Raw genomic sequence first — 26,292 nt, 5'->3', positions numbered from 1 at the left:
TAGGAAGATTAAAAAAATTAAATTATTAATTCAGCTGAATGCTGAATTTTTATTAGGTGAAAGATGAAAATATTACTAGATAATCAAGAATTCAATGTTGAAATTGAGAGAAAAAGAATAAAAAATATGTATTTACGTGTTCGTTTGGATCGTACTTTGTTTATTACTGCACATCCTTCTGTTCCTCAACATCAAATTGAAGCATTCATAGAATCAAGGAAAATGTGGATTCTAAAGACAATTCAAAAGGAAACACAACGAGAAGCACAAAACAGAAAAGGATTAAATGGTCCAATACTTTTCTTGTTAGGAGAAAAGAAATATGTACGCTATGAACTTTCAAAGCGAAGTCATGTATTATTGGATGACGATATCATTACATTTTATGTTCCAGAGATGAATGACAAAGAAATAATGAAAGCTTTTCAAAACTTTGCGAAACCATATTTGATGAAGATACTTGAAATTCAACGAGTTCGATGGGATCACGTAATGGAGATGTATCGAGTTGAACTACCGTCAATCAAAATTAGGATGATGACATCTAAATGGGGTAGTTGTCTTGTGGGAAAATCAGAAATCACAATGAACTTATCTTTGATTCACTATCCGTTAGAATGTATTGATTATGTATTATGGCATGAATATGTACATCTTATTGTTCCAAATCATTCAAAACGGTTTTATGATTTATTAGCACATCACATGCCAGAGTATAAAAAAGCTAAAGATAAACTAGTGTGATAAACTAAAATAAAGGAGACAAAAGATATGAAAGAAATCATGAATTTAGGTAATGAGTATTTTACCAATGGCTATATTGGATCATTTATCTATTGTGTCGTTATTTATATTATCGGATTGTTAATAAAAAAATCTGCCTACCGTTTCTTTAATCATAAAATAGATAAATATGGCAAAGCACAAGCTACTAGCTATACTTTTGCAAAAAATACTGTAAAAGGATTAGTTAATGTTGTAGTGGTATTCTTATGGTTAATGGAAATAAAAGCATTTCATCGTCTAGGTGCTGCAATGTTAGGAGCATCAGGAATTGTTGCGGTTGTGGTTGGGTTAGCTGCACAAGAATCAATGTCCAATTTTATTGGAGGTTTCTTACTTTCATTTTATAAACCATTTAAGGTAGGAGATTTAATTAGTATCTCAGAAAAGAATTTAGTGGGTACAGTAGAAGATATCGGTTTACGACATACGATTATAAAGACATTCTCTAATTCGAAAATTGTGGTACCAAATAGTGTAATGAATTCTGCTATTATTGAGAATAAAAATGATGATAGTTCTAAATTCTGTAACTTTATTTACTTTGGTATAGCATATGATAGTGATATGGATAAAGCGATATCAATTATACAAAGTATTGCAACCCAGCATCCGGACTGTGTTGATGCAAGAAGTACGAAAGATAAAACAAAGGGTCTACCAATTGTTACGGTTTATTGTACAGCGTTAAAAGACTATTCAATTGAGCTTAGAGCATCTGTACATAGTAAAGATGCGAATGTTGGTTTTTCGATGTCCTGTCAATTAAGAAAACAAATTAAAGAAGCGTTTGATAAAGAAGGAATCATTATCCCATATCCAACGCAACTTATCTACACAAAAGAAAATAACTGAAAATATTTTCACGAATTCAAGTGAATTCTAAGTGAAAGTTAAAGAAAATGTTAAAAGACTATTGATATTAATTTTTAATCAATTAAAATGAAAGTATAAAGAACCTTTGAATGGAGTGAAGATCATGAGAAAACAAGTTAAACCTGTTTTCATTGTTCAAAAAACTGATTTCTATGATGTTAAAAAACCTGTTTTCAACGGGGTTCAAGGGAAAATTGTGTATCATTTTTAAGATGGGCGTAAATATGTCCATCTTTTTTGTTACACAGTTGTTTGAGAAATAAAAGGAGGAAAATATTATGGATCAAACAAACAAAGATTTTTTCGAAGCAGCAGCAAATGGTGACTTTGCAAAGGTATGTGCTGCAGTATCAAAAGGCGCTAATGTAAATGTTAGCAATGGTGATGGAAGAACTGCATTGATGCGTGCTTCTAAACGTGGTTATGAAGATATCGTTCGTTTCTTATTAGATAATGGTGCAGATACACGAGCAAGAGATAAAAATAATAAAACAGCATTAATGGGTGCAGCTAAAAAAGGACATCTTGAAATCGTTAAAATGTTAGTTGAAGCTGGAGCAGATCCAAATTCTCATGATAACAAGGGACGTACAGCACTTATGCGTGCGGCATTCCTTGGTCAAATTGATGTCTTAGAATATTTGTATGGTAAAGGTGCAGATGTTAATAAAACAGATGATGAAGGAAGAACAGCATTAATGGAAGCTGTGAATGCATTTAAATTAGATTGTATTAAATTCTTAATTGATTCAGGAGCAAGTTTAAATGTTCAAGATAATAAAGGATGTACAGCACTTATGCGTGCAAGTTATGGAGGATACCTTGATTTAATTAAATATTTATTGGAACATGGAGCTGACAAAGAATTGTTAGATAATGAAGGCAATAAAGCAATTCATTATGTTCGTAAAGAAAACTTTGAAGAATTGAAAGAGTATTTGAAGTAGGTGAACATATGAGAGACTATCTAGCGAATGAAGTAAGAAATATTGTATTACTAGGACACAGCGGTGCAGGAAAAACAAGTGTTGTTGAAGCTGCATTGTATCATACAAAGAATACAGATCGTATGGGATCAACAGTAGATGGAACAAGTACACTTGATTATGATGCAGAAGAAGTGAAACGTGGTTTATCTGTTTATACTTCACTAGCACCAATCGAATGGAAGAATTGTAAAATTAATTTCATTGATACTCCAGGCTATCTTGATTACGAAGGTGAAATGTTAAGTGGACTTACAGTAGGAGATAATGCACTTATTGTTGTTGGTGGGAAAGATGGTGTTCAATCAGGAACAGAAAGAGCTTGGAAACAAGTTACGAAATTAAAACTTCCAACAATCTTCTTCATTAATAAAATTGATGAAGAGAATGCATCATTCGATAATACATATAATCAATTACGTGATACGTTTGGCAAGACAGTAATTCCATTTGAAGTTCCAATTATTGAGAATGGAAAAGTTATAGGTAGTGTTAACATTTTAAGAAATAAAGCATGGTATTATAACGATCGTGTTGAACCAAAAGAAGTGCCAGATGATATGAAAGATATCGTTGAAGAATATTACAATCAAATCGCAGAAGCAATCGCAATGACAGATGATGGATTAATGGAAAAATTCTTCTCAGGCGAACGTTTTGATGAAGATGAAGTTGCGAAAGGATTACGTATTGGAGTTCGTAATGGAGATATTCGTCCAGTGTATTGTGGTAGTGCTGCAAACCAAACAGGAATTGAACGTTTAATGGATTTAATTACTGAGTATTTCCCGAGTTATGCAGAAATTGGACATATTCATGCATACAATGAAAAGGGAGAAGTAATTGATTTAGAAACCAATGAACAAGAAGCTATGTCAGCAATGGTATTCAAAACAATTGTTGACCCATTTGTTGGAAAGATATCATTTGTAAAAGTATTAACGGGTGTATTAAGCAGTGATTCACAAGTACTCAACGCACAAAAAGGCGAAGTAGAAAAGATTGCACAAATCTTCGTTATAAAAGGTAAATATCAAGTTGCGATAGGTAAGTTATTTACGGGAGATATTGGGGCAGTAGTAAAACTACAATATACAGATACCAATGATACATTATGTACAAAGAATAAAGTCGTTACGTATGCGCCAATTGAATTTCCTCAACCAATGTTAGGTGTTGCGATTTGGCCTAAAACAAAAGCGGATGAAGATAAGTTAAGTTTTGGTCTACAAAAGATGACAGAAGAAGATCCATCTGTAAGAATTGTAAAGAATGCAGAAACTAAAGAAACGATTCTTTATGGTATGGGAGATCAACATATTAATGTTATTTTGAGTAAATTAAAATCTAAATATAAAGTTGAAGTAGAAACAACAAAACCAAAAGTTCAATATCGTGAAACAATTCGTTCTAAAGCAGAAGCTGAAGGTAAACATAAGAAACAATCTGGTGGAGCTGGACAATATGGGCATGTAAAGATTCGTTTTGAACCATGTGATAGCGAAGAGATGATTTTTGAAGAAGATGTATTTGGTGGAGCTGTTCCACGTCAATATTTCCCAGCTGTTGAAGCAGGATTAAGAGAATGCATGGAAAAAGGTGTTCTTGCAGGATATAAAGTTGTAGGTGTTAAAGCAGTTTTATATGATGGTTCTTACCATGAAGTAGACTCAAAAGAAATCGCATTTAAATCAGCAGCACGTCTAGCTTATAAAGAAGGTATGCCAAAAGCTAAACCGATCTTACTTGAACCAATTGGAAGAGTAGATGTTATTGCACCTGAAGAATATACAGGAACAATTATTGGAGATTTCAATAAACGACGTGGTATGATTTTAGACACTGCAATGGTTGATGAAAAAGACCAAAAGATTACAGCAGAAGTTCCAATGGCTGAAATGCAAGTGTATGCAACAGAATTACGAAGTATGACTCAAGGTAGAGGAAGCTATATTATTGAATTTAATCGCTATGAACCAGCACCTCAACCTGTAGCTGATAAAGTTATTAAGGAAACTGTATTAGCAAAAGAGGAAGAAGACTAAATATTAATGAAGGGACATATCAGAAGATATTGTCCCTTATCTAATGTAAAGGAGAAAACATGAAATTATTTGTTACGGATTTGGATGGAACATTGTATCCAAAAAAAGAAGTTCTCAATCCAAATCAATTTCAAGATAACTTAACCGCAATAAAACAATGGATTGATTCAGGAAATAAATTTGCAGTGGCAACAGCAAGAGGACTTCACCATTATGAAGTATTGTGTAATAAAATTGGTTTGAATCCAATATTCATTGGTTCTAACGGCGCAGCAGTTCGATATGAAGATGGAGAAGTTTGTTTTAAAACAGTATCGATTCAGATTTTCATCGATTTATGTAATTTAGTCAAGGATAATCATATCAATGCAAGTGTTGCAACGGGTATCAATAATCAATGGGTTTGATCGAGCAAAGATTGCTATCCAATTAGAGATGCTAATCCATTACCTACATATTTAAATGATATTGTGATACCACAATTAGATGAAATTGATTTGTCTTATGAGGTAGAGCGAATTCAAGTATTTGTGCCCAGTGAAAATCGTGACCAATTAAAAGCACTTATTATTGAACAAAATTATCCAGTAAGTATAACAACAAGCGATGTTGATTTAATTGATATTGGTCCAATGAATTCCTCGAAAGGAATTGCGATACTTGAAATATGTCAACATTTCGGTATTGATCGTGATCATTTAGTTGTTGCGGGTGATTCTGAAAATGATGTCGCAATGTTTGAAGTTACTAATCATAGTTATTGTATTGATCATGCTGAAACTGAAGTTAAAAACAAAGCTAAGTTTGTTGTATCTACAGTAGAAGAGGTTATACAAAACGAGATATAAAGAAGAAGTGCTTCTAAACTCTTGTAGAGATGAATGAAAATAAAATCGATAATGTGATGCGTCCCACTAAAGTTGATGAATGAAATAAGTTGAAATTATTTTATCTTGAGGTGGGATTTTTATATGTAAAAGAGAGTATGGGATTTCAAACGAAAAATATGTTCTTGTCTTAGAATATCAAAAGTATAAAACTTTGGTAAACAGATTTAGTTTATAAGAAGATTAGTATATTAGTTCATTAACTAAGGGGTGAATAGGTAGTTATATATTTCCATATGTAATTTATGTAGATAAATATTTAGGTTGAATTTGTAAGAAGTTGAATGCAATTTTGCTTTAATCGTAAATTATCAATATAGAGTGCTGATATAGTTTTGATAAAAATAATTTGATATAATTATTTAAAACATAATGAAAAGTTTAATAGGGAGGATTTATGAATAAAAACCTAACAACATATTTTGTTGAATTAATCAAAACTAAGCGAAAAGAAAAAGAGTTATCTTTGGAAAATATATCAGTATTAGTTTCGATTGATAAAGGTTATCTTAGTAAAATCGAAAACAGAATTGTTTATCCATCTCCTGAAATACTCGCTAGTATATTAAATGAATTTGGAATTAAGCTTATATTTGAAGAGTCTATTTTAAATCAAATGAGTGAAAAATTGGATAAGCTTTATTTTGATATTGTATACTTGAATCAAATTGATCACGAATATATAAATAAGACTATATTTTCTCAAGAGGATTTATATTCTTCCTCATTCATTTTTGATAAATACTTAGTAATTAAATATGTGTATCTAGTTACTACAAAAAAGAAAAGAGAGTTAATTTCATCGGTAGAAGAAATAATCGAAGCTAAATTAATAAAATTTAATATAATGAATTCAGATTTGCTTCAAGTTTATTATGATTATAAAGGTACAGCATTAAAAAATGAATCTAAATTAGAGGAAGCTTTAGAAGTCTATGAGAAATGCAAATCATTAGGTTATTATAAATACTCTTATGGGATGGTTTGTTATCATATGGCAATCGTATATATTAGTTTAAATAATAATCTTGCTGCTTATACCAATGTAAAAGAATCCTTGATGATTTTTGTGCAAGAATATAACTTAAAACGCCAACAGTATTCGCAAATTCATTTAGCAAATATATATTCTGTATCTAAACAATATATAAAAGCAGATAGTATATATAGAAGTTTAATGATTGGTAATGCGGAAAAAGAGTTTAAATACTTGGTTCATATTAACTTAATTTGGAATTTAATAAAACAAGATAAGTATTTATTGGCGATTGATGAATTAATGATTGTAGAAGAAAAATATACAGTACAATTGAAGTGGTATTATTTCTTAAGCTGGTGTTACTATAAAACAAATCAATTTAACTATTCCCTTGAAATAATAGAAAGCATAGATTCAACAAACTTAAATGATTCAATCGATTGGAGTAAAATTAAAGTTATAAAACTATTAATAACAGAATCTGATAAAAGAGAAATGATAAAAATGATTAAAGATGAGTATCAAAGAAAACAAATGATTATGAATAATGAGGATAAAAAGTTTTTTCTTGAAATTCTTGTTGAAGAATATAGTAAAATTTTATGCTATAAAGAGGTTAATAAGTACCAAGATAGTTTATTAAAGTTATTGAGTTGACTAAACTATCACTAAAAAGCATTTTTAAACAAGCTGGGCGAATGAAATCTGTCAACATTTCATTCGCTTTTCTTTATATTTATCATGATAAAATTTAAATGAAAACAGGAGGATATTGTATGAAAAAAATAGTTTATTTATTACTAATTGCAGTATTAACAACACAATATAATGTTGTAAATCCAATAAAAACAAACTCACTACCAATATGTGTTTATGATGAAAAAGGTTATGACATCAATCATCTTTGTCAAGAATTAATTATTGAACCACTCAGTCATGAATATGGTCCAGATTAAATTTATGAATTTACTTTAAAGCCAAAGTAACTTTGTATTATTGTATTTTCTAAATAAATTATTAAAAAGTTATAAGAAAATACTGAATAATAAGAAATGGAGGAGATATGTTATGGAAAAGACTGTTGATTTCAGTATAACTATTAACACTGAACTTGATGATATCTTTGCTGCTGGAACATCTGCATGTTGTAATGGTTAAATAGTTTTGAAGAGAAGGTTAGTAAAATCCTTCTCTTCATTATTTTGAGAGGAAAAATAAAAATGAAAAACTTAAGTATATTGCAAATATATAAAAATAAAAATGAAATTCTAATTGCTTTAACTGATAATAGTTACATGCTATACCATATTACTACAGGCGTTTTTTGTAGACTTTTGGAAGAAGAAGTATTAATTAGAAATAATATACCAAAGATTTTAAGCAAAGATTTTAATGAACTTATTAAAAAGCAAGTAAATATACAACCTAATACACATGAAGTTTCGAACAAATTATCAGCATTGCAATACATGTCATCTGAATGCTGTAATATGAGATGTAAGTATTGTTATGCAAATGGAGGTACATATAATAATCCAACCAATGATAGACTGTTTACTTTTGAGAAGTATAGAGATAGTTATAATTCAATTTTGAAACTATATTCAGATGGTGTTGAAAGTATTTCATTTTTTGGAGGAGAACCATTGCTGAATTATAAGGAAATTGATAAGTTTCTTAAATATAATGAAGAAAATAGAAATACATATAAATATTCAATTATAACAAACGGTACTATTTTCCATGATGAAATATTTGAAATGCTTAAAAAATATAGATTTTCCATAACAGTAAGTGTAGATGGACCTAAAGAAATAAATGATTTTAGTAGAGTTGATGTTGATGGAAATGGAACTTTTGATAAAGTTTCAAGGTTTATTGCACAATTAAATTCAAATGAAATGATTCCCGCTATTGAAATGACAATAACGAAAAAACATATTTTGAGTTATGAGAAAGGTAAAATAAGAGAATGGATTCAGTTCCTAAATGATTATAATGTAAAAGGTTATGCTCCTTTTATCGTGGTTGATAGTACGATATCTTATAATGATAGCGAATTAGAACAAATAAAATCAATATTTAAAGAATTTGTAGATATATTTTTTGCTGATTTATTGAATGAAAGTACCTTAGTTAATCTGAAAATTCTTAAGATGGTTTATTGTATCGTAAATAGAAAATATCAAAAAGATTGTGGTGCAGGAAGATCAATTACAATTGCAAATAATGGTTATGTTTATCCATGTCAAATGTTCGTTAATGATAGCAAATATAGAATTTCCTTAGATGATATATCACCGATTGTTGGAAATACTACATTATTCCGTGGAATGAATAGTTATAGAATTAATGTTAATAAATGTAATAAATGTAATGTTAGAAACTTTTGCGGTGTATGGTGTAGAGGTCTAAATTACTTAAATAATAACTCAATTAATGTACCAATTGAAATACGATGTAAAGTTGAAAATATAATGTTCGAAAGAATACTTGAAAATCTATCTTTATTTAAAGAAAAAGAAATAGAACAGTTTAAAGAAAATCTTTCTCGTGTTATTAAGATACAGAATGGACTATGATTATGAAGAAAAAAATATTCTATATTTTGACCATTATTTTTTCAATGCTAGATTCATTTAATATGGTTCTATTTGCTATATTTCAACAAAAAATTGTAGATAGCGTAATTTATTCCGATATAAAATTATATAATTCGATTGTATTTTTTTCCTTGGTATTCTTATTTTGGCTATCGATAGCACAGTATCTTGCGGATTTATTCTTGAATTATTATATTTTTCTTAGTATTAAGGATTTAAAGTGTAACATCGTTAAAAGTTTAATTTATAAAGAAGATGATGAAAAGGATAATGATAATTATCTTTCTATTATTACAAATGATATAACTATTTATGAAAATGAATACCTAAAGAGTTCAATTAATATTTGTAGATCCATAATTGTAGGTCTATCATCTATAATTATTCTAATTAATTATTCATTAATTATTTTTATTACGACCGTCCTATTCTCTTTGATGCCTCTTTTAATTTCAAAATTAATATCTAAGAAGAATTCTGATAAAAAAATGGAAGTTTCAAATAGTAAGATTGATGAGCTCAATTTCATTAAAAATATTTTGTCTGGTTTGTTTACAATTAAGGGATATAATGCACAAAGTAAATTTTATAATAGAGTAGAAAGTAAAATTTATAAAGTAGAAGAAACTGTAAAATCTTATAACAATTATATGTGCAAATTCTCTGCATTATCTGCTTTTTTTAGTAATGGAGTGTTCATCTCACTTTTTATAATTGGTACATTGTTGACGCTAAGAGGAGATCTAACAATAGGTATATTGATTGCATCAATTCAATTGTCCAATAATATTGTATTTCCATTGTCGAATACGGCTAAAGAAATAAACAAAATAACATCTACTAGAAAAATAAGAGAGCGATTTAAAAAGTTGCTTAGTGATAACCATAGTACTACTGGGAAACCGTTGGGACCTTTATGTGACAATATTATACAATTTAATGATGTTTCATTCAAAATTAAAGATTCAGATTTTTTGATTAAGAATATTAATATTGAAATTAATAAAAATAAAAAATATGCAATTATTGGCGAAAGTGGTTCAGGTAAATCAACAACTTTGAAATTACTTCTAAATCCAAAACTAATCAATGATGGAAAATACATTTTTTCAAATAAAAATTGTAATGAAGTGGATTTATTTTCTTTTAGGGAAAATGTTTCATTTGTATTGCAAAATGATTTCATTTTTGAAGGGAGTATACTAGAAAATATTACATTGCTCAATACTCACTTTAATTTTGAAGATATAGAAAACGTGTTAAAAATTACTGGGTTCAAAGAAGTGATGGAAAAAAGAAATTTAACACTTGAAACACAAATTAGTGATGAAAAATTGTCAGGTGGTGAAAAGCAAAGGTTATTAATATCAAGGGCTTTATTACGAGATTCAAATATAGTTGTCATGGATGAACCAACATCTTCATTGGATAAAGTTTCATCAAGTTTCATTGAAAGTAATATTCTTAAAATGGATAGAACAATAATTATGGTTACACATAAACTAGATAAAGTGGTGATGAAACAATTTGATGAATTAATTATATTCTCAGAAGGTGAAATTATTGCTAAAGGGAATTATGATGAATTATATGATGGATGTGATGAATTCAGAAGACTTATTTCAATACCAAATTTATGATACTTGAATAGATAAGAATGTAGGTCTAGCTTTTCATTGAGTTATATTAATCTTGGATAAAATTCAATTTGAACGAAGATAAGATAAATATATGTTTTCGATTTGTTTATTCAAATATTCTTTTGCAGTTTATAATTAAAAAAGCTCAGATGAGCTTTTTATTTGCGATTGTAGATGGTATACGTAAGCGTAGCGCTTTGTTTTGTAATTCAATGCTTAATTCCCTTTGCATAAAGTTTTCGCCATCAGATTGAACGTGAACGGGGTGATCTGTTTTGATATGTATTTTCTTAGCGTGGAGATGTGTTACTTCTTTACAAGTTTCTGTAGTTCCCTTAAAGTATTTTGGCAATAAGTACAACATTTTTAATATTGGTGTTGTATGAACAATGCAAACATCAAACATACCATCTTGGATATCTGCATTACGTGTTGGAGAAAACCCATTCCCATAATACTTTCCATTCATTATTGCGATTAAGATACTTTTTACTTTAATTTCTTGACCATCTAAGACTAGAGTAGCGTTAAATGGCTGAGGTTTAAAAATATTGGCAACTGCCGCGATACCATACAAGAGAAATTTAGGTAAAGGTGTTTTCTTCAATAACTCGCAAACCATGGAATTAACTCTAGCATCCAAACCTAAAGTAGTCGTATTAAGGAATACTTTTTGGTTACAATATCCATAATCTATATACACATCTTGACCATGGATAGTCTCTTTAATAATTTCAGAAATACTTTTGTTTTCTACTTGTAACATACGAAAAAAATCATTACTTGTTCCTGCTGGAATAATTGCCATAGAACAATTTTTTTGTAAACCATTAGCCACTTCATAAGCTGTTCCATCCCCACCAACAGAATAGATACAAACATCTTCGGTGTATTGTTTTGCGATATCGGTTGCATGACCAACATAATCGGTTCTAAAGATTTTAAACTGTAAGTTATCTTGAGTACACAATTGATGAATGGTGTTAATCAAGGCTTCTGTTTTATCTTTACATGTAAAAGGATTCACGATAAAAATATGTTGCATCTTTTTGACCCCCTTACTAGTCGATTAAAGATTACGAATAATTGCTTTTGTATAATCTGATGTGGAGGAATGACCACCAATATCAGCGGTACATTGGTCGATATTTTCTAATGTTTTGTTTATTGCAGTTCGAATTTGTGTTGCCTCTTTTTGGTGACCTAAATAATCTAGCATCATGCAAGCACTAAGAAGAAGTGCAGTTGGATTTGCCATGTTTTTACCTGCAATATCTGGTGCTGAACCATGAACCGCTTCAAAAATTGCATATTCATCATTCCATTGAGCGCTTGGTAATAAACCTAAACCACCAATTAAACCACTTGTTAAGTCAGATAAGATATCACCATACAAATTAGGCATAACCATGATATCAAATTGTTCAGGACGCATAACTAATTGCATACAAGCGTTATCTACGATTAAATCGTTTGCTTCAATTTGTGGAAATTCTTCTTTTATTTGGTTAAAGATATCAAGGAATAAACCATCGCTTTTTTTAAGAATGTTTGCTTTGTGTACACATGTTACTTTTTTACGATTATTTTGAATTGCATATTCAAAGGCAGAGCGAATAATTCTTTCTGATCCTTTGCGTGTAATCTTTTTAATCGCATGTACTTCGTCTGGACTTATTACTGTTTCTTCCCCAATGTATAAATCTTCAGTATTTTCTCTAAATACAATTAAATCAATGTTGTCATATCTACTTTTGATATTGGGTAACAGTTTTGCAGGTCTAACGTTCGCATATAGATCAAAGATCATTCTTAATTGAACATTAACACTTCTAAATCCTTTACCAATAGGAGTTGTTACAGGTGCTTTTAATGCCACTTTGTTTCGTTTGATAGATTCGATAGAATCATTAGGAATTAATTCACCACATTTCTCATAAGCTGTTTGTCCAATATCATATTTTTCAAATTCTAGAGGTAAATGACAGGCGTTGAGTATTTCAATGACAGAGGATGTAATTTCAGGTCCTATTCCATCACCTTCAAATAGTGTGATTGTTTTCATACGTTTTTCTCCTTCTTTTTTCCAAGATATAGTCCGGCTGGACGAATGATACGATTACAATAAAGTTTTTCTTCAATGTTGTGTGCTAACCAGCCAACACTACGACTTGTCACAAATAAAGGAGAATACAAATCTTCTGGAATTTGTAACATTTCATAAATTAAGCCACTGTAGAAATCAACGTTTGCGCAGATATTTTTATTTTTATTAGATTTAAAATAATCGATTACAAGTAGTTCGAAACGTTCATAGAATGCCAATCGCTTACTTTCATTACATGCTAGTGCAAGTGCTCTTGCTTGATCTTTTAGTAAGATACAACGAGGATCAGATAGCGTATAAACGGCATGACCAAATCCATATACAAGTCCTTGTTTATCAAAGAAATCTTTTTGTTGCAAGCGAGTGATAATTTTGGTTATATCATCATCTGTTGCATCCAATCCAATTTCTTGAATGATGCTATCCATCATATGTTTGCAAGTTATATTTGCACCACCATGACGTGGTCCTTTTAATGAACCAATCGATGCAGAAAAAGCAGAATAAATATCAGTCCCAGTAGATGCAACAACTAGATTTGAGAAAGTTGAATTATTTCCTGAACCATGATCTGCATGCATAATTAATAATAAGTCAAGAATACGTGCTTCTTCTTTTGTGAACACAGAATCAGGACGAAGTAAATGAAGTATATTTTCTGCGATACCATAGTTTTTATCTACTTGATGAATCATTAAACTTTTATTATCAATGAAATGTGCTTTTGCTTGATACGAGTAAATCATCATTTCAGGTAATTTGGCAATAATAGATAAACCTTGTTTTAATGTATTTTCAACACTTGTATCATCTGCAAGTTGATCTTCGTTATATAAGTTCAACAAGTCTTTTTGTAATTCATTCATGATACTGTTGGATGGTCTTTTAAGAATGTTGGTTGTTAAGAAGTCTTTTGGTAATTCATAAGCATTTTGTAGTTCTTTTTTGAATATACTTAATTCTTCATCATTAGGTAAATAACCAAATAAAATCAAGAAACAAGTTCTTTCGTAACCATCTACTTGATCACTTTTTACTTGTTCAAGTAAATCTTTTAGTTCAATCCCACGGTAATACAGTTCACCATGGGCATCTACTTTGTTACCTTCTTCATTTCTTTGATAACCAACGACATCTGCTATGCGTGTCAATCCAATAAGTACACCAGTTCCATCTTCATTACGTAATCCTTTTTTAACGTTGTATGTCGTATATAAATCATGCGATATATTATTTTCAATGGTAGATTTTTCGAATATTTCCAATAATTTTTGGTCCATAAAATGCCTCCTAATTGTGTATAGTTTATCACAAAGTACAATAAAAATGCACACTTTGAAATGCGGAAATGGATATTTACTAAATTCGTGATATAATTTTTCTTATTCGGAGGTAAATCATGAAAAGTGTAGCTTATAAAATATTAGAAAAACACCTTGTAGAGGGTGAAATGATACAAGGAGAACCAATAAAAATTCATATTGATACAACATTAACGCAAGATGCAACAGGAACAATGACCTATTTACAACTTGAAAAAATGGGCATTGATCACGTTAAAACAGATTGTTCAGTTAGTTATGTCGATCACAATACATTACAAAATGGATTTATGAATGCGGATGATCATCGTTACTTACAAACAGTAGCGAATGCATATGGTGTTTATTTTTCAAAGGCAGGAAATGGTATCTGTCACCAAGTACAACTTGAACGTTTTGATAAGCCAGGGCAAACATTGCTTGGTTCAGATTCACATACACCAACAGGTGGAGCAATGGGTATGATTGCAATGGGTGCCGGTGGACTTGATGTAGCGTGTGCTATGGCAGGAATACCATTTTCATTGAAAATGCCTAAATTAATTAATGTTAAACTTACTGGAAAACTAAGACATGGGGTTGCTGCAAAAGATATCATCTTGAAGGTATTAGAGGTATTAAGTGTCAAGGGTGGTGTAGGTAGTATATTAGAGTATAGTGGAGATGGTATTGATTCATTAACTGTTCCTGAAAGAAGTACAATTACAAATATGGGAGCAGAACTTGGTGCAACAACTTCACTTTTTCCATCGGATGAGCAAACTAAGATTTTCCTTGAAAGACAAGGAAGAGGATCAGACTATATCGAATTAAAAGCGGATGAAGATGCAAAATATGATCAAGTCATAACGATTAACTTGGATGAATTGGTACCTCTTGTAGCGGCACCTCATTCACCTGATAATATTGAAACAGTGGATTGTTTAGTTGGTAAAAAAGTAGATCAAATTTGTATCGGTTCTTGTACTAATAGCTCATTTACAGATTTATGTACAGTAGCGAATATTTTAAAAGGTAAAAAAGTTCATCCAGATGTATCGCTGTCTATTTCATTTGGTTCTAAACAAGTTTTAGAAATGTTAGCGAAGTGTGGTGTGTTAAATGATTTATTATCGAGTGGTGCACGTTTACTAGAAGCTACATGTGGTCCTTGCATTGGTATGGGTCAATCACCAAAAACAGATGCGATATCCTTAAGAACATTCAATCGTAACTTCTATGGACGCAGTGGAACAATGAGTGCTGGTGTTTACTTAGTATCACCTGAAGTGGCAGCTGTATCGGCTATTGAGGGAGTATTCACAAATCCAATGCATGTTGAATTTGAAAAAGCACAAATGCCAGAATCTTATATCATTGATGATTCGATGATTCTTGTTCCTGATTTGGATAAAACAAAACCAATTGAAAAAGGTCCAAATATCAAAGATTTACCTTCAAAGAGTGCATTATCTACAATAGATAAAAAAGTAATGATAAAAGTTGAAGATAATATTACAACAGATCATATTATGCCTGCAGGTGCAAAGGTATTACCTTTTAGAAGTAATATTGAAAAGATTAGTGAATTTTGTTTTGGCCAAATAGATGAAGATTTCTTTACTCGTTGTAAAGAAAACAAAGGTGGATTTATTATTGCGGGTGAGAATTATGGCCAAGGATCATCTCGTGAACACGCAGCTTTAGCACCAATGTATTTGGGTATTGATGCAGTTATTGCAAAGAGTTATGCACGTATTCACCAACAAAACTTAGTGAATTCGGGTATTATCCCATGTGTGTTTAAAAATCCTAGTGATTATGAAAGAATACAATTGTTGGATGAACTTGAATTGATGAATATCAATCCTATAAAAGTAGATCAACCTATTGTTGTAGCCAATAAAACACAAGGATATACGTTTGAAGTTGAACATAATTTAACAGAAGAACAGATTGAAGTTATTCAATGTGGAGGACTTCTAAACAAAATAAAAAAATCGGTTGCTTAACCGACTTTTTTTATAAATTCTTCTACGCATCGTAATCCATCAACTGCACTGGACATAATACCACCAGCATATCCTGCACCTTCACCACATGGATAAAGATTAGGAGTACTCGTACTTTCAAGTGCTTGGTTACGAAGTAAACGGATTGGACTACTTGAACGAGTCTCAACTCCTGTAAACACAGCTTCACCTAATGCAAAGTTAGGCATTTTCTTTTCAAATGAATTTAATGCTTCTACAAGTGCATCATTGATATCTGAACTAAATAAATCTTGTAGATTTGAGAACGTTGTCCCTAAACTATAAGATGGTTTCACATCGCCAAATTGTGTAGATACTTGGTTGTTGATATAATCCCTAACAAGTTGAACTGGGGCAGCATAAGTAGAACCACCTAGTTCAAATGCCTTAGCTTCTAATTTGTGTTGATAATCAAATCCGTCAAATACAGAATCTTTAAAGAAATCCTCTGTTGCAACTTGTACTAGAAGTGCACTGTTTGCATTTTCTTGATTACGCGAATGTTCACTCATGCCATTGACAACAATTGTATTTTCGTCATTTGAACTGGATATAATGTATCCACCAGGACACATGCAGAAACTATAAACACCACGACCATTTTGAGCAGTATGTGTAATACGGTACTCAGCAGTTTTTAAACGTGGATGATTTGCATATCTTCCATATTGTGTTTCATTGATAAACGATTGTTTGTGTTCAACACGTAAACCAACAGCGAAACTTTTAGGTTCTAGATAGACGTTTTGAAGGTTTAATGCTTCATAAGTATCTCTTGCGCTATGACCAGCACACATAAATACTGTCTTTGTGTCATAGACTTGACCGTTAGCAACAACACCAACAATCGTATTTTCTTCTAGAACTAACTTTTCAAACTTTGTATTGAAATGAATTTCTCCACCAAGCTGAATAATCTTGTTCCTAATGTTTTTTACGATACCACGCAATTGGTCAGTACCAATATGTGGATGCGAAGCATAAGCAATGTTTTCATCAGCTCCCGCTTCAATTAATTCTTCAATGACTTTTGAAACACGTGCATCTTTGATACGAGTTGTTAGTTTACCATCAGAGAATGTACCAGCTCCACCTTCACCAAATTGAACATTACTTTCAGTGTTTAGTTTTCCTTCATTCCAAAATGCGTCAACATCAACAATACGATCTTCAACTGAACCACCACGTTCAAAAATAATTGGTTTGCATCCTTTTTCTGCAAGAAGTAGTCCTGCAAACATACCAGATGGACCAAATCCAACAACGATAGGACGGTAATCTAAAGGTTGATCAAGTGATGGGAAAGGATATGAAGTATGTTCATAAAGTGTTACATCTTTACGAGTAATGAATCTTTTTTCATTTTTGATCTCAGCAAGGACAGAGTATACAAAATGAACATCATCTTTTCTAGCATCTATTGATTCTCTATAAATTTTAAACGATAAAACATCATGGATTGAACATCCAAGCTTCTTTGAAACAGTCTCTTTGGTACACTCTTCATCGAGTGTACAGTTTATTTGATTTATTAAAAGCATATTATCACCCGACTCATTATAACATGGTATAATAATTATAGATATGGAGGAATCAAAATGAAGAAAACATTTCTGATATTATTAGCATTAATTACGATTGGGATTGCTGGATGTAGTAGTAAACCTAAAGAAAATACTGTTACACCTACACCAACAGCAACACCAACAGAATCGGTAAAACCGACTGAAAAGCCAATGGAAGGACCAAAAGATACTGCAACACCAGCTCCAACAGAAGAAGCGAAAGTAGATCTTGAGATTGGTGATACCTTTATTCAAGGTACATTCATCGAAAACACAACAAATTCTCCTACAACAATTACATTCATGAAAGATGGTAACTTCACTTCAAATGTAAACGCTTGTACGGGTATGGTTTTTGTGGAAGGTACATACACAAAAGATGGTGATACGATTGCCATTTCTATTCCTGCAGAAACAGGTGTTTATTACATAGATCATGACCAACCGTTCTATTTCACATTAAATGGTGATTCAATCAAAGATAAATATGATGGTGGATTATCTTGTGCTGATGTTGGTGAGTATACACCAGAATAATAATAAAAACTATCGCGAGATAGTTTTATTTTTGGATAAATTGTAATAAGGTATTGTATAAATCAGTACCTTTTGAGTAATCTGCAACAAAAGCAATATCAACGATGCCTTTGTTTTTTAGTTGTTCAAAAGCATCACTAGTTTCATGTGGTTGGTAAACAAAGATAGGAGTTCCACCGTGTTCTTTAACAAAGCTCATGGCATACGCATCAGTTAAACCATCACCAATATAAACAACATTTTCTAAGTTTAAGTCATCAAGATGATTCATAGCACAGATTTCTTGAATCTTATCAACTTTACGCTTATCATTCATAGCATATGCAATTCCCGTTGCAACATGATTCGCATCATAACTAAAGATTGTCCCATATATTTTTGTAAAATACTTTGATACAGCAGAATGTTCTAGTGGTACTTGAAATCCTGAACTTACTAAATAATGTTGAGCTAAATCTTTAGTATCTTCAAAGTATTCAAGAACACCAGGATTAAAATTAGTCAAATTACCACCCATAGCAAATGTTTCGTCAGTAAGTGGATAACCATACTCACTTAATACGTTAAGAAAAGTCATATAGTAAGAATCGAAGATATCTTTACCAGGATGAGCAATGAGCCATTCTTTCATCTTTGCTTCATATTGTTCAAATGTACAACCTATTTTATCCATCAAATCAATTTTTGGAACAGAGTAAGGTGTAAGCGTTCCATCGAAATCATAAATTATAATCTTATTCTTCATCAGTTACCTCATTCCCATGTTGTTATTATATCTAGATTTCATGTATTACTCAATGAAAACATAGTCATCTTTTTATGAACATGATAGAATGAATTTGGAGATAACGATATGATTGTAAATGTAGAAACGATGAAAAAATGTGAAGAGAAATCGAATTTGTCCAATCTTGAATTGATGGAACAAGTTGGTTTTAAGCTTGCGATTGAAATTATGAATCGCCATCAAAGTCATGATAAAATCATTGTTGTATGTGGTAAAGGTAATAATGGTGGAGATGGATTTGTTTTAGCAAGAGTTTTATTTGAAAAGGGGTTTAATGTTAAAGTAATACCACTTTATCAAGAACTTACAACGATAGAAGCGTCTCAACAACTTAAACTATTATCCAAGAAATGCTTTCTTACAAAGAATCAAGATCGATATGAAGAAATACTTAATGCGGATGTTTTGGTGGATGCGATTTTTGGATTTAGTTTTCACTTTGAAATACCAAGTGAATGCAAAGAAATATTTAAAACATACAATCAAAGTCAAGCGATTAAATATTCCATTGATATAAATAGTGGGGCAGAAGCTGATAGTGGACATATTGCGAGTGATGCATTAACGTCAACTGTTACTTTTGCGTTAGGTTATAAGAAAATATTTCATGTATTAAGAAAAGATCATTTTCTATTTGATGAGTGTATTGTCATTCCATTAGACATTGCAAAGTGTGAAGAGTCAGACATTATAGAAATGACAGATGAACAATTTATACAGTCTTATCCAAAACTAAGAGAAGATACATACAAAGGAATGGAAGGAAAACCATTAATTGTAGGCGGTTGTTATGGCATGGCAGGGGCTACTGTACTCAATATTATGGGTGCTCAAGCAGTAGGATCAAGTTATATCCATGTTGCATGTGATGATAAGATTTATAATATTCTTTCGTCACAACAAATAACACCCGTATTTCATCCTTTTACAAACGATACAGTTGGTTCGGTATTAAAGGAGTTATTTCCTAAAGTAAAATGTATTTCATTTGGAAGTGGAGCTACACATTTAGAAAGTAAAAAAATTATCTTTGAATTACTTCTTCAACAAACCAATTGTCCGGTTGTTTTGGACGCTGAAGGAATTCGTTGTCTACAAAATAATTTGTATATTTTAAAACTAATACGTACTCAAGTTATTTTGACTCCACATCTACAAGAGTTTGCGGATTTAGTGGGTATGTCAATTGATGCAGTAAAGACAAATAAACTTGTGCTCGCAAAGGAATTTGCGAAAGAATATCATGTTATCTTGGTACTAAAAGGTCCAAATACGATAGTTGTATCAAGTCAGGGCGAGGTATATATCAATCAAACAGGAAACTCAAGTCTAGCAAAAGCTGGTAGTGGAGATTTCTTGACAGGTATAATTACAGGTCTTGTATCACAACTAAATGATCCCTTCTATGCAACAATTATGGCGGTGTGGTTACATGGTAAAGCTGCAGATTTAATAGTTACGCATCGACATCCACGACAAGTGAGTATAGAAGATTTAAAAGAAGCAGTAAGCCAATTCTTTTTTGAACATTGTTAAAAATTAATGAAACTATCCAACATTTGTTAGATAGTTTTCTTAATATGACAAACAGTTGTCAACTTATCAAGAGTATATTTAACGCAAAGAAAGGTAATATCCAAATGGCTGAACCTATAAAAAATATGTATCATTATGAATCCATACTACAAGTAGCAAACGACATACAAAAAGTATATTCACCTTTTCAAGTAGAAGACTTCATGAATTCATGTGTCAATGAAAATTGGGAAAATCTTGAGTTAAAAGATCGCATGATTCATACTGCTACAACGCTTGGTGAATATTTACCACATGATTTTTGTGATGCGATTCAAATTATTGATCAAGTTGTAATAAATTATGGAGATTGGCTCGCAAATTTCTGTGCATTCTTTCCATTTTATGTAGAAATTTATGGTCGAGATAAAAAAGATTGGGATGTTGCGATGAAGGCACTAGCGAATTATACACAATATTCATCAAGTGAATTTGCGGTTCGTTGGTTCATCATGAACAATGAAGAGAAAATGATGCAACAAATGTTAATATGGGCCAATGATCCAAGTGAGCATGTGCGTCGTCTTGCAAGTGAGGGATGTCGTCCACAATTACCATGGGGACAAGCCCTAACTCATTTCAAAGAAGACCCCTCACTGATTCTACCAATACTAGAAACATTAAAAAATGATACCTCTCTTTTTGTTAGAAAAAGTGTCGCAAACAACTTAAATGATATTTCAAAAACACATCCTGAAGTTGTAATTAAGATAGCGAAGAAGTGGTATGGCAAAAATAAGAATACAAATTGGATTGTGAAACATGCATGCCGTACACTGCTTAAAAAAGGAAACAAAGAAGTACTCTCATTATTTGGATTTGATAATCAAGATCTTATCATTCGTGATTTTAGTTTAAGTTCGAATGAGATTTCAATTGGAAATGAAATAATTTTTTCATTTGAAATACATACAAAAGAATCAGCACGAATACGTCTTGAATATGGTGTAGATTATGTAAAATCAAATTCAAAACGAAATCGTAAAATATTTCAAATATCAGAAATTAATTTAAGTGAAAATGAAACAAAGAAGTATGTTAAAAAACATTCTTTTGAGAATGTGACGGTTCGTAAGCATTACCCGGGAATTCATTCAATAACATTAATTATCAATGGGGTTGAAAAAGAGACAATAGAGTTCATGGTGAATAGCGAAACGCTTCTTCCTTGATTTATTTATCATAACATGTAAAAATAATGGCACGACTTTACTTGTTGAAGTAATAGGTATTTTGGAGGCTGTATGTTTATTTTTACTCAAATTGATTTACAAATCATGGAATGGATTCAAAACAACCTTCAATCAGAAGGGATGACACAAATCATGCGTTTTATCACGCATATTGGAGATTTGATGTTGTTGTGGGCAATATTATTGATGATTTATTTTATAATTAAAAAAGATAAAACTCGTTCAAAGAAAATATTCTTTTCATTATTGTTAACATTTATTATCAATGAGTTAGTACTAAAAAATATTGTTAGAAGACCAAGACCTTTTGTGGAGAATGATCATCTTCAATCTTTAATACATAAACCAACAAGTTATTCTTTTCCATCTAGTCATAGCGCAACATCGTTTTCTGTTGCAACATCTCTCACTAAAATTAAGCCAATCATTACAATTTGTTCCTATACTCTTGCGGCTTTAATTGCATTTTCAAGAGTTTATTTAAATGTACATCATCCAAGTGATGTGGTAGTAGGAGCAATTATAGGTATCTTGTCATCTTATGTTGTAAGTAGGGTACTCGATAAAGATAAATATAAAAAAAGCGTGTAATCCTCATTGAGGAGTATACGCTCATTTTATATATGGTGCCCCAGGCCGGACTCGAACCGGCACAGTATTGCTACCGACGGATTTTGAGTCCGTTGCGTCTACCAATTTCACCACTAGGGCATGTGCCTTAATATTGTACCTTATGAGTTCTCAAAAATCAACTTGAAATCGATGTGTTGCTAGAATAAAATGAAAGAAACAAAGGGAATAGATAATATGAAAATAGCATTTCTAGATCGGGATGGAACAATAATTGAGGATTATCCAGATAAAGATTGGACAAATGTGAAATATCCTGATTTTTTAGAAGGAAGTATAGATGGATTAAGTTATCTACAAAATAAAGGATATCAAATAATAATCATTACTAATCAATACATCATCCAAGATGGAATAATTGATGAATCACAGTTTTTTGAATTTCATCAATTATTGATTAAAGAATTAGAAAACAAAGGGATATCAATTTTAGATACATTCTATTGTCCTCATAATGATCAAGCACAATGTCAATGTAAGAAACCCAAAACAGGGTTAATTGATGCTGCGTTGATAAGGTATCCCAAAATAGATTTGAGCAAATCCATACTTATCGGTGATAGTGAATGTGATGCAGATTTAGCTGCTAGGATGAATATAAGCTTTTATTCAGTAAATAAGTCATTAGTCAACAAATCATGTGCATATATTAAGAATTTGAATGACATAAGAGATTATTTATAAAGCGTTATCTATTCTGGATTATAAGTGATAAAATAATAGTGAAATAGAGGTAATCATGGAAAACTGGGATGCATATGATGTTAATGGAAATCGATTAGATTTAACACTGGTTCGTGGTGAGATGATTCCTGAAGGTGTTTATCACGCAGTAGTTATCGTCATCGTGGTGCATAAAGATGGAGATTTTCTATTGATGCAAAGATCAATGGATAAAGTAGAGTATCCAGGTTATTATGAGCCAGGAGCATCAGGAAGCGTACTTCAATTTGAAACGCCATTAAAGGCGGCTTTTAGAGAATTAGAAGAAGAAACGGGGATTCTTGCGACAAACATGTATTTCATTGAAAAAACAGCTAAGATCGAGTATAAAACCATATACTCTATTTACTATACTGTGTATTCAGGGGATAAAAATGCAATTCAATTACAAGAACATGAGACAATGAATTATAAATGGATAGATGAAAATCAGTTTATTCTATCTATGGATGAAGAATGGTTATTAGTGATGTTTAAAGATGCAGTGAGATTTGTTATAAGTAAAATGAAGTAACATGAAACTATGTTTGGGGAGAGGCATACGATGAACAGAATTAGAGAAGTTCTTTTTGGTAGTGTAGACAGAAATTTTTATGTGAGAAATAAAACACAACTACAAGAACGCAATTATGGAATGTTAATTACTGCATTTTCTTTTTCAACTTGTATGTGTGCATTTCTATACTTGATGACAATGGTTGTGAATTTGATTAGTAATTTAACCATGTTCTATGGATTCTTTGTTTTATGGTTCTGTATGCTGACAATTATTTTGTTAACATACGTTAAGAAACATAAAGAATGGTGTCGTGTGATGTTCTTTGTTTATGTGGCAAGTATCTTATATCTATGTGCTTGGATAGGAACAGTTAATTCATATGATATGTATGCAGTAACATTCTTCGTATTCTTAATCTTTGTACCAAGTTTATATGTAGATATGCCATTATGTTCAATCGTTATTACAATTGTATCATCATTTATATTCTGTTTAATGGTATTGATTAATAAATCAGATCCAAGATTAATTCAAAATGATTTACTCAATGCATTGTGTGTCAGCATTGTCAGTATTGGATATGGTGTTTATACAACAAACGTGAATCTTGAAAATATACATGCGGCAATTATTTTAAAGGAACAATCAACTATTGATGAGTTAACATTGCTTCCTAATCGTCGTTGGTTTAATAAAAATATTAGTTCTATTTATGAACAATCCAATGTTCATGGGTTGAATCTCTATATGTTGGATGTAGATTTCTTTAAAGATTATAATGATACATATGGTCATTTGATGGGAGATGATTGCTTAGCAAAAATCAGTAGTGAACTATCAAAAATAAGTACAAGTTTGAATATATTTGCGTCAAGATATGGTGGTGAAGAATTCATCATTATTGATGATAAGCACTCATATGAGGAATCAAGTAGTATTGCAAATAAAATTGTAGATAGAATTAGTCAACTTAAGATACCACACATAAAATCAGATTCAGGTGTTGTTACAATTAGTGTTGGATATGTTAATTCCAAGATAAGTAAAACCGAAAATTATATTCAATTGATAAATTATGCTGATGAAGCACTATATTGTGCTAAGAAAGCAGGAAGAAATAAATCATGCAATTATGAAACAAAAGAGACAAAGATGTAATTAAAAATCTTCTCGTGCTCATCGTATTGATTAATACCTCTACAATTCTTAAAAAAAGAGTGATATAATGTGATTAATCACAGTAGTATCGTGATGGGAAAGGGGTACTTAGAATGGCAGAAAAGAAAGAAACAAAAACAGTAAAAGCAACTACTAAGAAAGAACCTACAAAGACAACAAAAAAGGCAACAGAAAAAAAGGTAACTGAAAAGAAAGTTGCTGAAAAGAAAGCACCGGCTAAAAAAGCTCCAGCAAAGAAGGCTACAACTAAAAAAACAACAGCTAAAGAAGCAGTGGTCATGAAAACAATGGCTGATTATGTTGATGTAATTAACTGGAAAAAATGGGAAGCACATCATATGAGTTGGCTTTATATTGAAGTTAATGCAGGTGATTTACTGGCTGAAGTTGAAGCAGGCACTGACAACATCGAAACATGTTGTAAAGCTATTTTAGATTGTATGCTTGAAGGTGATGCATTCATCGTGGAACCAACAGTAAAAAATAAAGTAGAAAACTCATTAACAGTTCGCTACTATGTAGATAATTTAAGTCCTGAACGTAAAAAATATTAAATCTTAGTCGCTTTGGCGACTTTTATTTTAAAATCGTATTCTTAAATTCCTATTTAATATGATTCTAATATTGCGGTTGTTGTAATGTATTTAATTAGAAGTATGATGATAACAGAATTAAAGGATGATTATAAAGTGAGTTTATTTGAAAGTTTATTAATAAAAAAGAAATGAGGTGATACTTTTGAAGTATAAACTTTTTATCCTATTTGGATTGTTTCAAATTGTTTTAATCCATGCAATATATGGGGGAGTTTTATTAGTAATTGGTACAAGAAACATTGCTACATGGGATATGTACTTGAGAGATTACAATATGTATGTTCCATATATACTATCTTGGGTGGAATTTATTTGTGGGTTTATGATGTTGCTTCTAGAGGCGAGAAATAGCGAATAGTAGTAAAATAATTCTAAAAGTAAAACAATAAAATATCAAACAAATTAATAGGGATTCTATACTATTTCATTTTGATCATTCTTCTAAGAATAAAGTCCCTTAGCATGGGACTTTTCAATTTTTTATGAATTTTGGTATTTATTAATTTAGTAAGTCTATAATCAGTATAGTTTCTCAGTGCATTAATTATAAGTTTATCATTGTATATCATATAGAGAAGTTAATCAAAATCAGATTCAATTATTTAATCAATACGGCATAGTTATGCAATACAAGTGATACATTAAAACTTATGGAATAAAGAATGACTTACTATATTGATTTTTTAAGAATGAATAATAGTATTGGTGTTGTCACACAATAGATGATCTCAACTAAACCATTAATACTTCCATAGTACATGGTTATTG

Annotated in this window: 23 protein-coding genes, 1 tRNA gene and 1 pseudogene; 19 read left to right on the top strand and 6 right to left on the bottom strand. The window is 31.0% G+C overall.

Features of this window, described 5'->3' with window-relative positions:
* Positions 1–63 precede the first annotated feature (63 nt).
* From RR643_RS04025 to RR643_RS03985, 9 genes and pseudogenes are all read left to right on the top strand, one after another.
* The gene (locus RR643_RS04025) at positions 64–744 is read left to right on the top strand and encodes a M48 family metallopeptidase (protein ID WP_332482390.1); all 681 of its coding nucleotides are present in this window, start codon (positions 64–66) and stop codon (positions 742–744) included.
* Between the two features lie 27 nt (positions 745–771).
* Entirely contained in the window at positions 772–1,638 is an 867-nt protein-coding gene (locus tag RR643_RS04020; RefSeq protein WP_332469960.1) for a mechanosensitive ion channel family protein, read from the top strand.
* 299 nt (positions 1,639–1,937) lie between these two features.
* A complete protein-coding gene (locus RR643_RS04015; protein ID WP_332469961.1) occupies positions 1,938–2,606 on the top strand; it encodes an ankyrin repeat domain-containing protein in 669 nt (222 codons plus the stop codon).
* An 8-nt stretch (positions 2,607–2,614) separates the two neighbouring features.
* Positions 2,615–4,690, top strand: a complete 2,076-nt coding sequence (gene fusA / locus RR643_RS04010; RefSeq protein WP_332469962.1) for an elongation factor G — start codon at positions 2,615–2,617, stop codon at positions 4,688–4,690.
* 59 nt (positions 4,691–4,749) lie between these two features.
* A pseudogene (locus RR643_RS04005) lies at positions 4,750–5,538 on the top strand (HAD-IIB family hydrolase).
* Between the two features lie 436 nt (positions 5,539–5,974).
* Positions 5,975–7,213 (top strand): helix-turn-helix domain-containing protein, encoded by a 1,239-nt coding sequence (locus RR643_RS04000; protein ID WP_332482389.1) that lies wholly within the window; start codon positions 5,975–5,977, stop codon positions 7,211–7,213.
* 119 nt (positions 7,214–7,332) lie between these two features.
* Positions 7,333–7,512, top strand: a complete 180-nt coding sequence (locus RR643_RS03995; RefSeq protein WP_332482388.1) for a hypothetical protein — start codon at positions 7,333–7,335, stop codon at positions 7,510–7,512.
* Between the two features lie 264 nt (positions 7,513–7,776).
* On the top strand, positions 7,777–9,138 hold the full coding sequence (locus tag RR643_RS03990) for a radical SAM/SPASM domain-containing protein (RefSeq protein ID WP_332482387.1): 1,362 nt from the start codon (positions 7,777–7,779) through the stop codon (positions 9,136–9,138).
* Between the two features lie 2 nt (positions 9,139–9,140).
* Positions 9,141–10,799, top strand: coding sequence for an ABC transporter ATP-binding protein (locus RR643_RS03985; protein WP_332482386.1), 1,659 nt, complete (start codon positions 9,141–9,143; stop codon positions 10,797–10,799).
* Positions 10,800–10,944: 145 nt separating this feature from the next.
* On the opposite strand, the gene RR643_RS03980 is transcribed toward RR643_RS03985, so the two are convergent.
* Genes RR643_RS03980 through RR643_RS03970 form a run of 3 tightly spaced genes read right to left on the bottom strand, consistent with a single transcriptional unit; the run spans position 10,945 to position 14,186 of the window.
* Entirely contained in the window at positions 10,945–11,844 is a 900-nt protein-coding gene (locus RR643_RS03980; RefSeq protein WP_332482385.1) for a diacylglycerol/lipid kinase family protein, read from the bottom strand.
* 24 nt (positions 11,845–11,868) lie between these two features.
* The gene (locus RR643_RS03975; protein ID WP_332482384.1) at positions 11,869–12,864 is read right to left on the bottom strand and encodes an isocitrate/isopropylmalate dehydrogenase family protein; all 996 of its coding nucleotides are present in this window, start codon (positions 12,862–12,864) and stop codon (positions 11,869–11,871) included.
* A complete protein-coding gene (locus tag RR643_RS03970) occupies positions 12,861–14,186 on the bottom strand; it encodes a citrate synthase (RefSeq protein ID WP_332472427.1) in 1,326 nt (441 codons plus the stop codon). The genes RR643_RS03975 and RR643_RS03970 overlap by 4 nt, the downstream gene beginning before the upstream one ends.
* A gap of 119 nt (positions 14,187–14,305) precedes the next feature.
* Between RR643_RS03970 and RR643_RS03965 the strand changes: the two genes are divergently transcribed.
* Positions 14,306–16,219: an aconitate hydratase gene (locus RR643_RS03965; RefSeq protein WP_332482383.1), complete on the top strand. Its 1,914-nt coding sequence runs from the start codon at positions 14,306–14,308 to the stop codon at positions 16,217–16,219.
* On the opposite strand, the gene RR643_RS03960 is transcribed toward RR643_RS03965, so the two are convergent.
* Complete coding sequence (locus RR643_RS03960; RefSeq protein WP_332472429.1) at positions 16,216–17,781, bottom strand: NAD(P)/FAD-dependent oxidoreductase; 1,566 nt, start codon at positions 17,779–17,781, stop codon at positions 16,216–16,218. The two genes, RR643_RS03965 and RR643_RS03960, sit on opposite strands and share 4 nt — an antisense overlap.
* 57 nt (positions 17,782–17,838) lie before the next feature.
* On the opposite strand from RR643_RS03960, the gene RR643_RS03955 reads away from it, so the two are divergent.
* Positions 17,839–18,342, top strand: coding sequence for a hypothetical protein (locus tag RR643_RS03955; RefSeq protein ID WP_332472430.1), 504 nt, complete (start codon positions 17,839–17,841; stop codon positions 18,340–18,342).
* A gap of 25 nt (positions 18,343–18,367) precedes the next feature.
* On the opposite strand, the gene RR643_RS03950 is transcribed toward RR643_RS03955, so the two are convergent.
* On the bottom strand, positions 18,368–19,087 hold the full coding sequence (locus tag RR643_RS03950; protein ID WP_332472431.1) for an HAD family hydrolase: 720 nt from the start codon (positions 19,085–19,087) through the stop codon (positions 18,368–18,370).
* Positions 19,088–19,195: 108 nt separating this feature from the next.
* Between RR643_RS03950 and RR643_RS03945 the strand changes: the two genes are divergently transcribed.
* The 3 genes from RR643_RS03945 to RR643_RS03935 all read left to right on the top strand — a co-directional run bounded on the left by RR643_RS03945 (position 19,196) and on the right by RR643_RS03935 (position 22,488).
* A complete protein-coding gene (locus tag RR643_RS03945) occupies positions 19,196–20,665 on the top strand; it encodes an NAD(P)H-hydrate dehydratase (RefSeq protein ID WP_332482382.1) in 1,470 nt (489 codons plus the stop codon).
* 104 nt (positions 20,666–20,769) lie between these two features.
* Positions 20,770–21,876: a DNA alkylation repair protein gene (locus RR643_RS03940; RefSeq protein ID WP_332482381.1), complete on the top strand. Its 1,107-nt coding sequence runs from the start codon at positions 20,770–20,772 to the stop codon at positions 21,874–21,876.
* A gap of 72 nt (positions 21,877–21,948) precedes the next feature.
* Complete coding sequence (locus RR643_RS03935) at positions 21,949–22,488, top strand: phosphatase PAP2 family protein (RefSeq protein WP_332482380.1); 540 nt, start codon at positions 21,949–21,951, stop codon at positions 22,486–22,488.
* A 33-nt stretch (positions 22,489–22,521) separates the two neighbouring features.
* Here RR643_RS03935 and RR643_RS03930 read toward each other — a convergent pair.
* A tRNA-Leu gene (locus RR643_RS03930) sits at positions 22,522–22,608 on the bottom strand.
* A 96-nt stretch (positions 22,609–22,704) separates the two neighbouring features.
* On the opposite strand from RR643_RS03930, the gene RR643_RS03925 reads away from it, so the two are divergent.
* From RR643_RS03925 to RR643_RS03905, 5 genes are all read left to right on the top strand, one after another.
* On the top strand, positions 22,705–23,211 hold the full coding sequence (locus RR643_RS03925; RefSeq protein ID WP_332482379.1) for an HAD-IIIA family hydrolase: 507 nt from the start codon (positions 22,705–22,707) through the stop codon (positions 23,209–23,211).
* Between the two features lie 55 nt (positions 23,212–23,266).
* Positions 23,267–23,764 carry an NUDIX domain-containing protein gene (locus RR643_RS03920; protein ID WP_332472436.1) on the top strand — a complete coding sequence of 166 codons (498 nt, stop codon included), beginning with the start codon at positions 23,267–23,269 and terminating at the stop codon, positions 23,762–23,764.
* Between the two features lie 30 nt (positions 23,765–23,794).
* Positions 23,795–24,907 (top strand): GGDEF domain-containing protein, encoded by a 1,113-nt coding sequence (locus tag RR643_RS03915; protein ID WP_332482378.1) that lies wholly within the window; start codon positions 23,795–23,797, stop codon positions 24,905–24,907.
* 113 nt (positions 24,908–25,020) lie between these two features.
* Positions 25,021–25,482 (top strand): hypothetical protein, encoded by a 462-nt coding sequence (locus RR643_RS11685; RefSeq protein ID WP_442878354.1) that lies wholly within the window; start codon positions 25,021–25,023, stop codon positions 25,480–25,482.
* A 184-nt stretch (positions 25,483–25,666) separates the two neighbouring features.
* On the top strand, positions 25,667–25,882 hold the full coding sequence (locus RR643_RS03905; protein ID WP_332482377.1) for a hypothetical protein: 216 nt from the start codon (positions 25,667–25,669) through the stop codon (positions 25,880–25,882).
* Positions 25,883–26,292 lie beyond the last annotated feature (410 nt).

The sequence above is a fragment of the Anaerorhabdus sp. genome (assembly GCF_036637135.1).
Classification (GTDB): Bacteria; Bacillota_I; Bacilli_A; order Erysipelotrichales; family Erysipelotrichaceae; genus Anaerorhabdus.
This window is presented reverse-complemented; position numbering and strand designations above follow the sequence as displayed.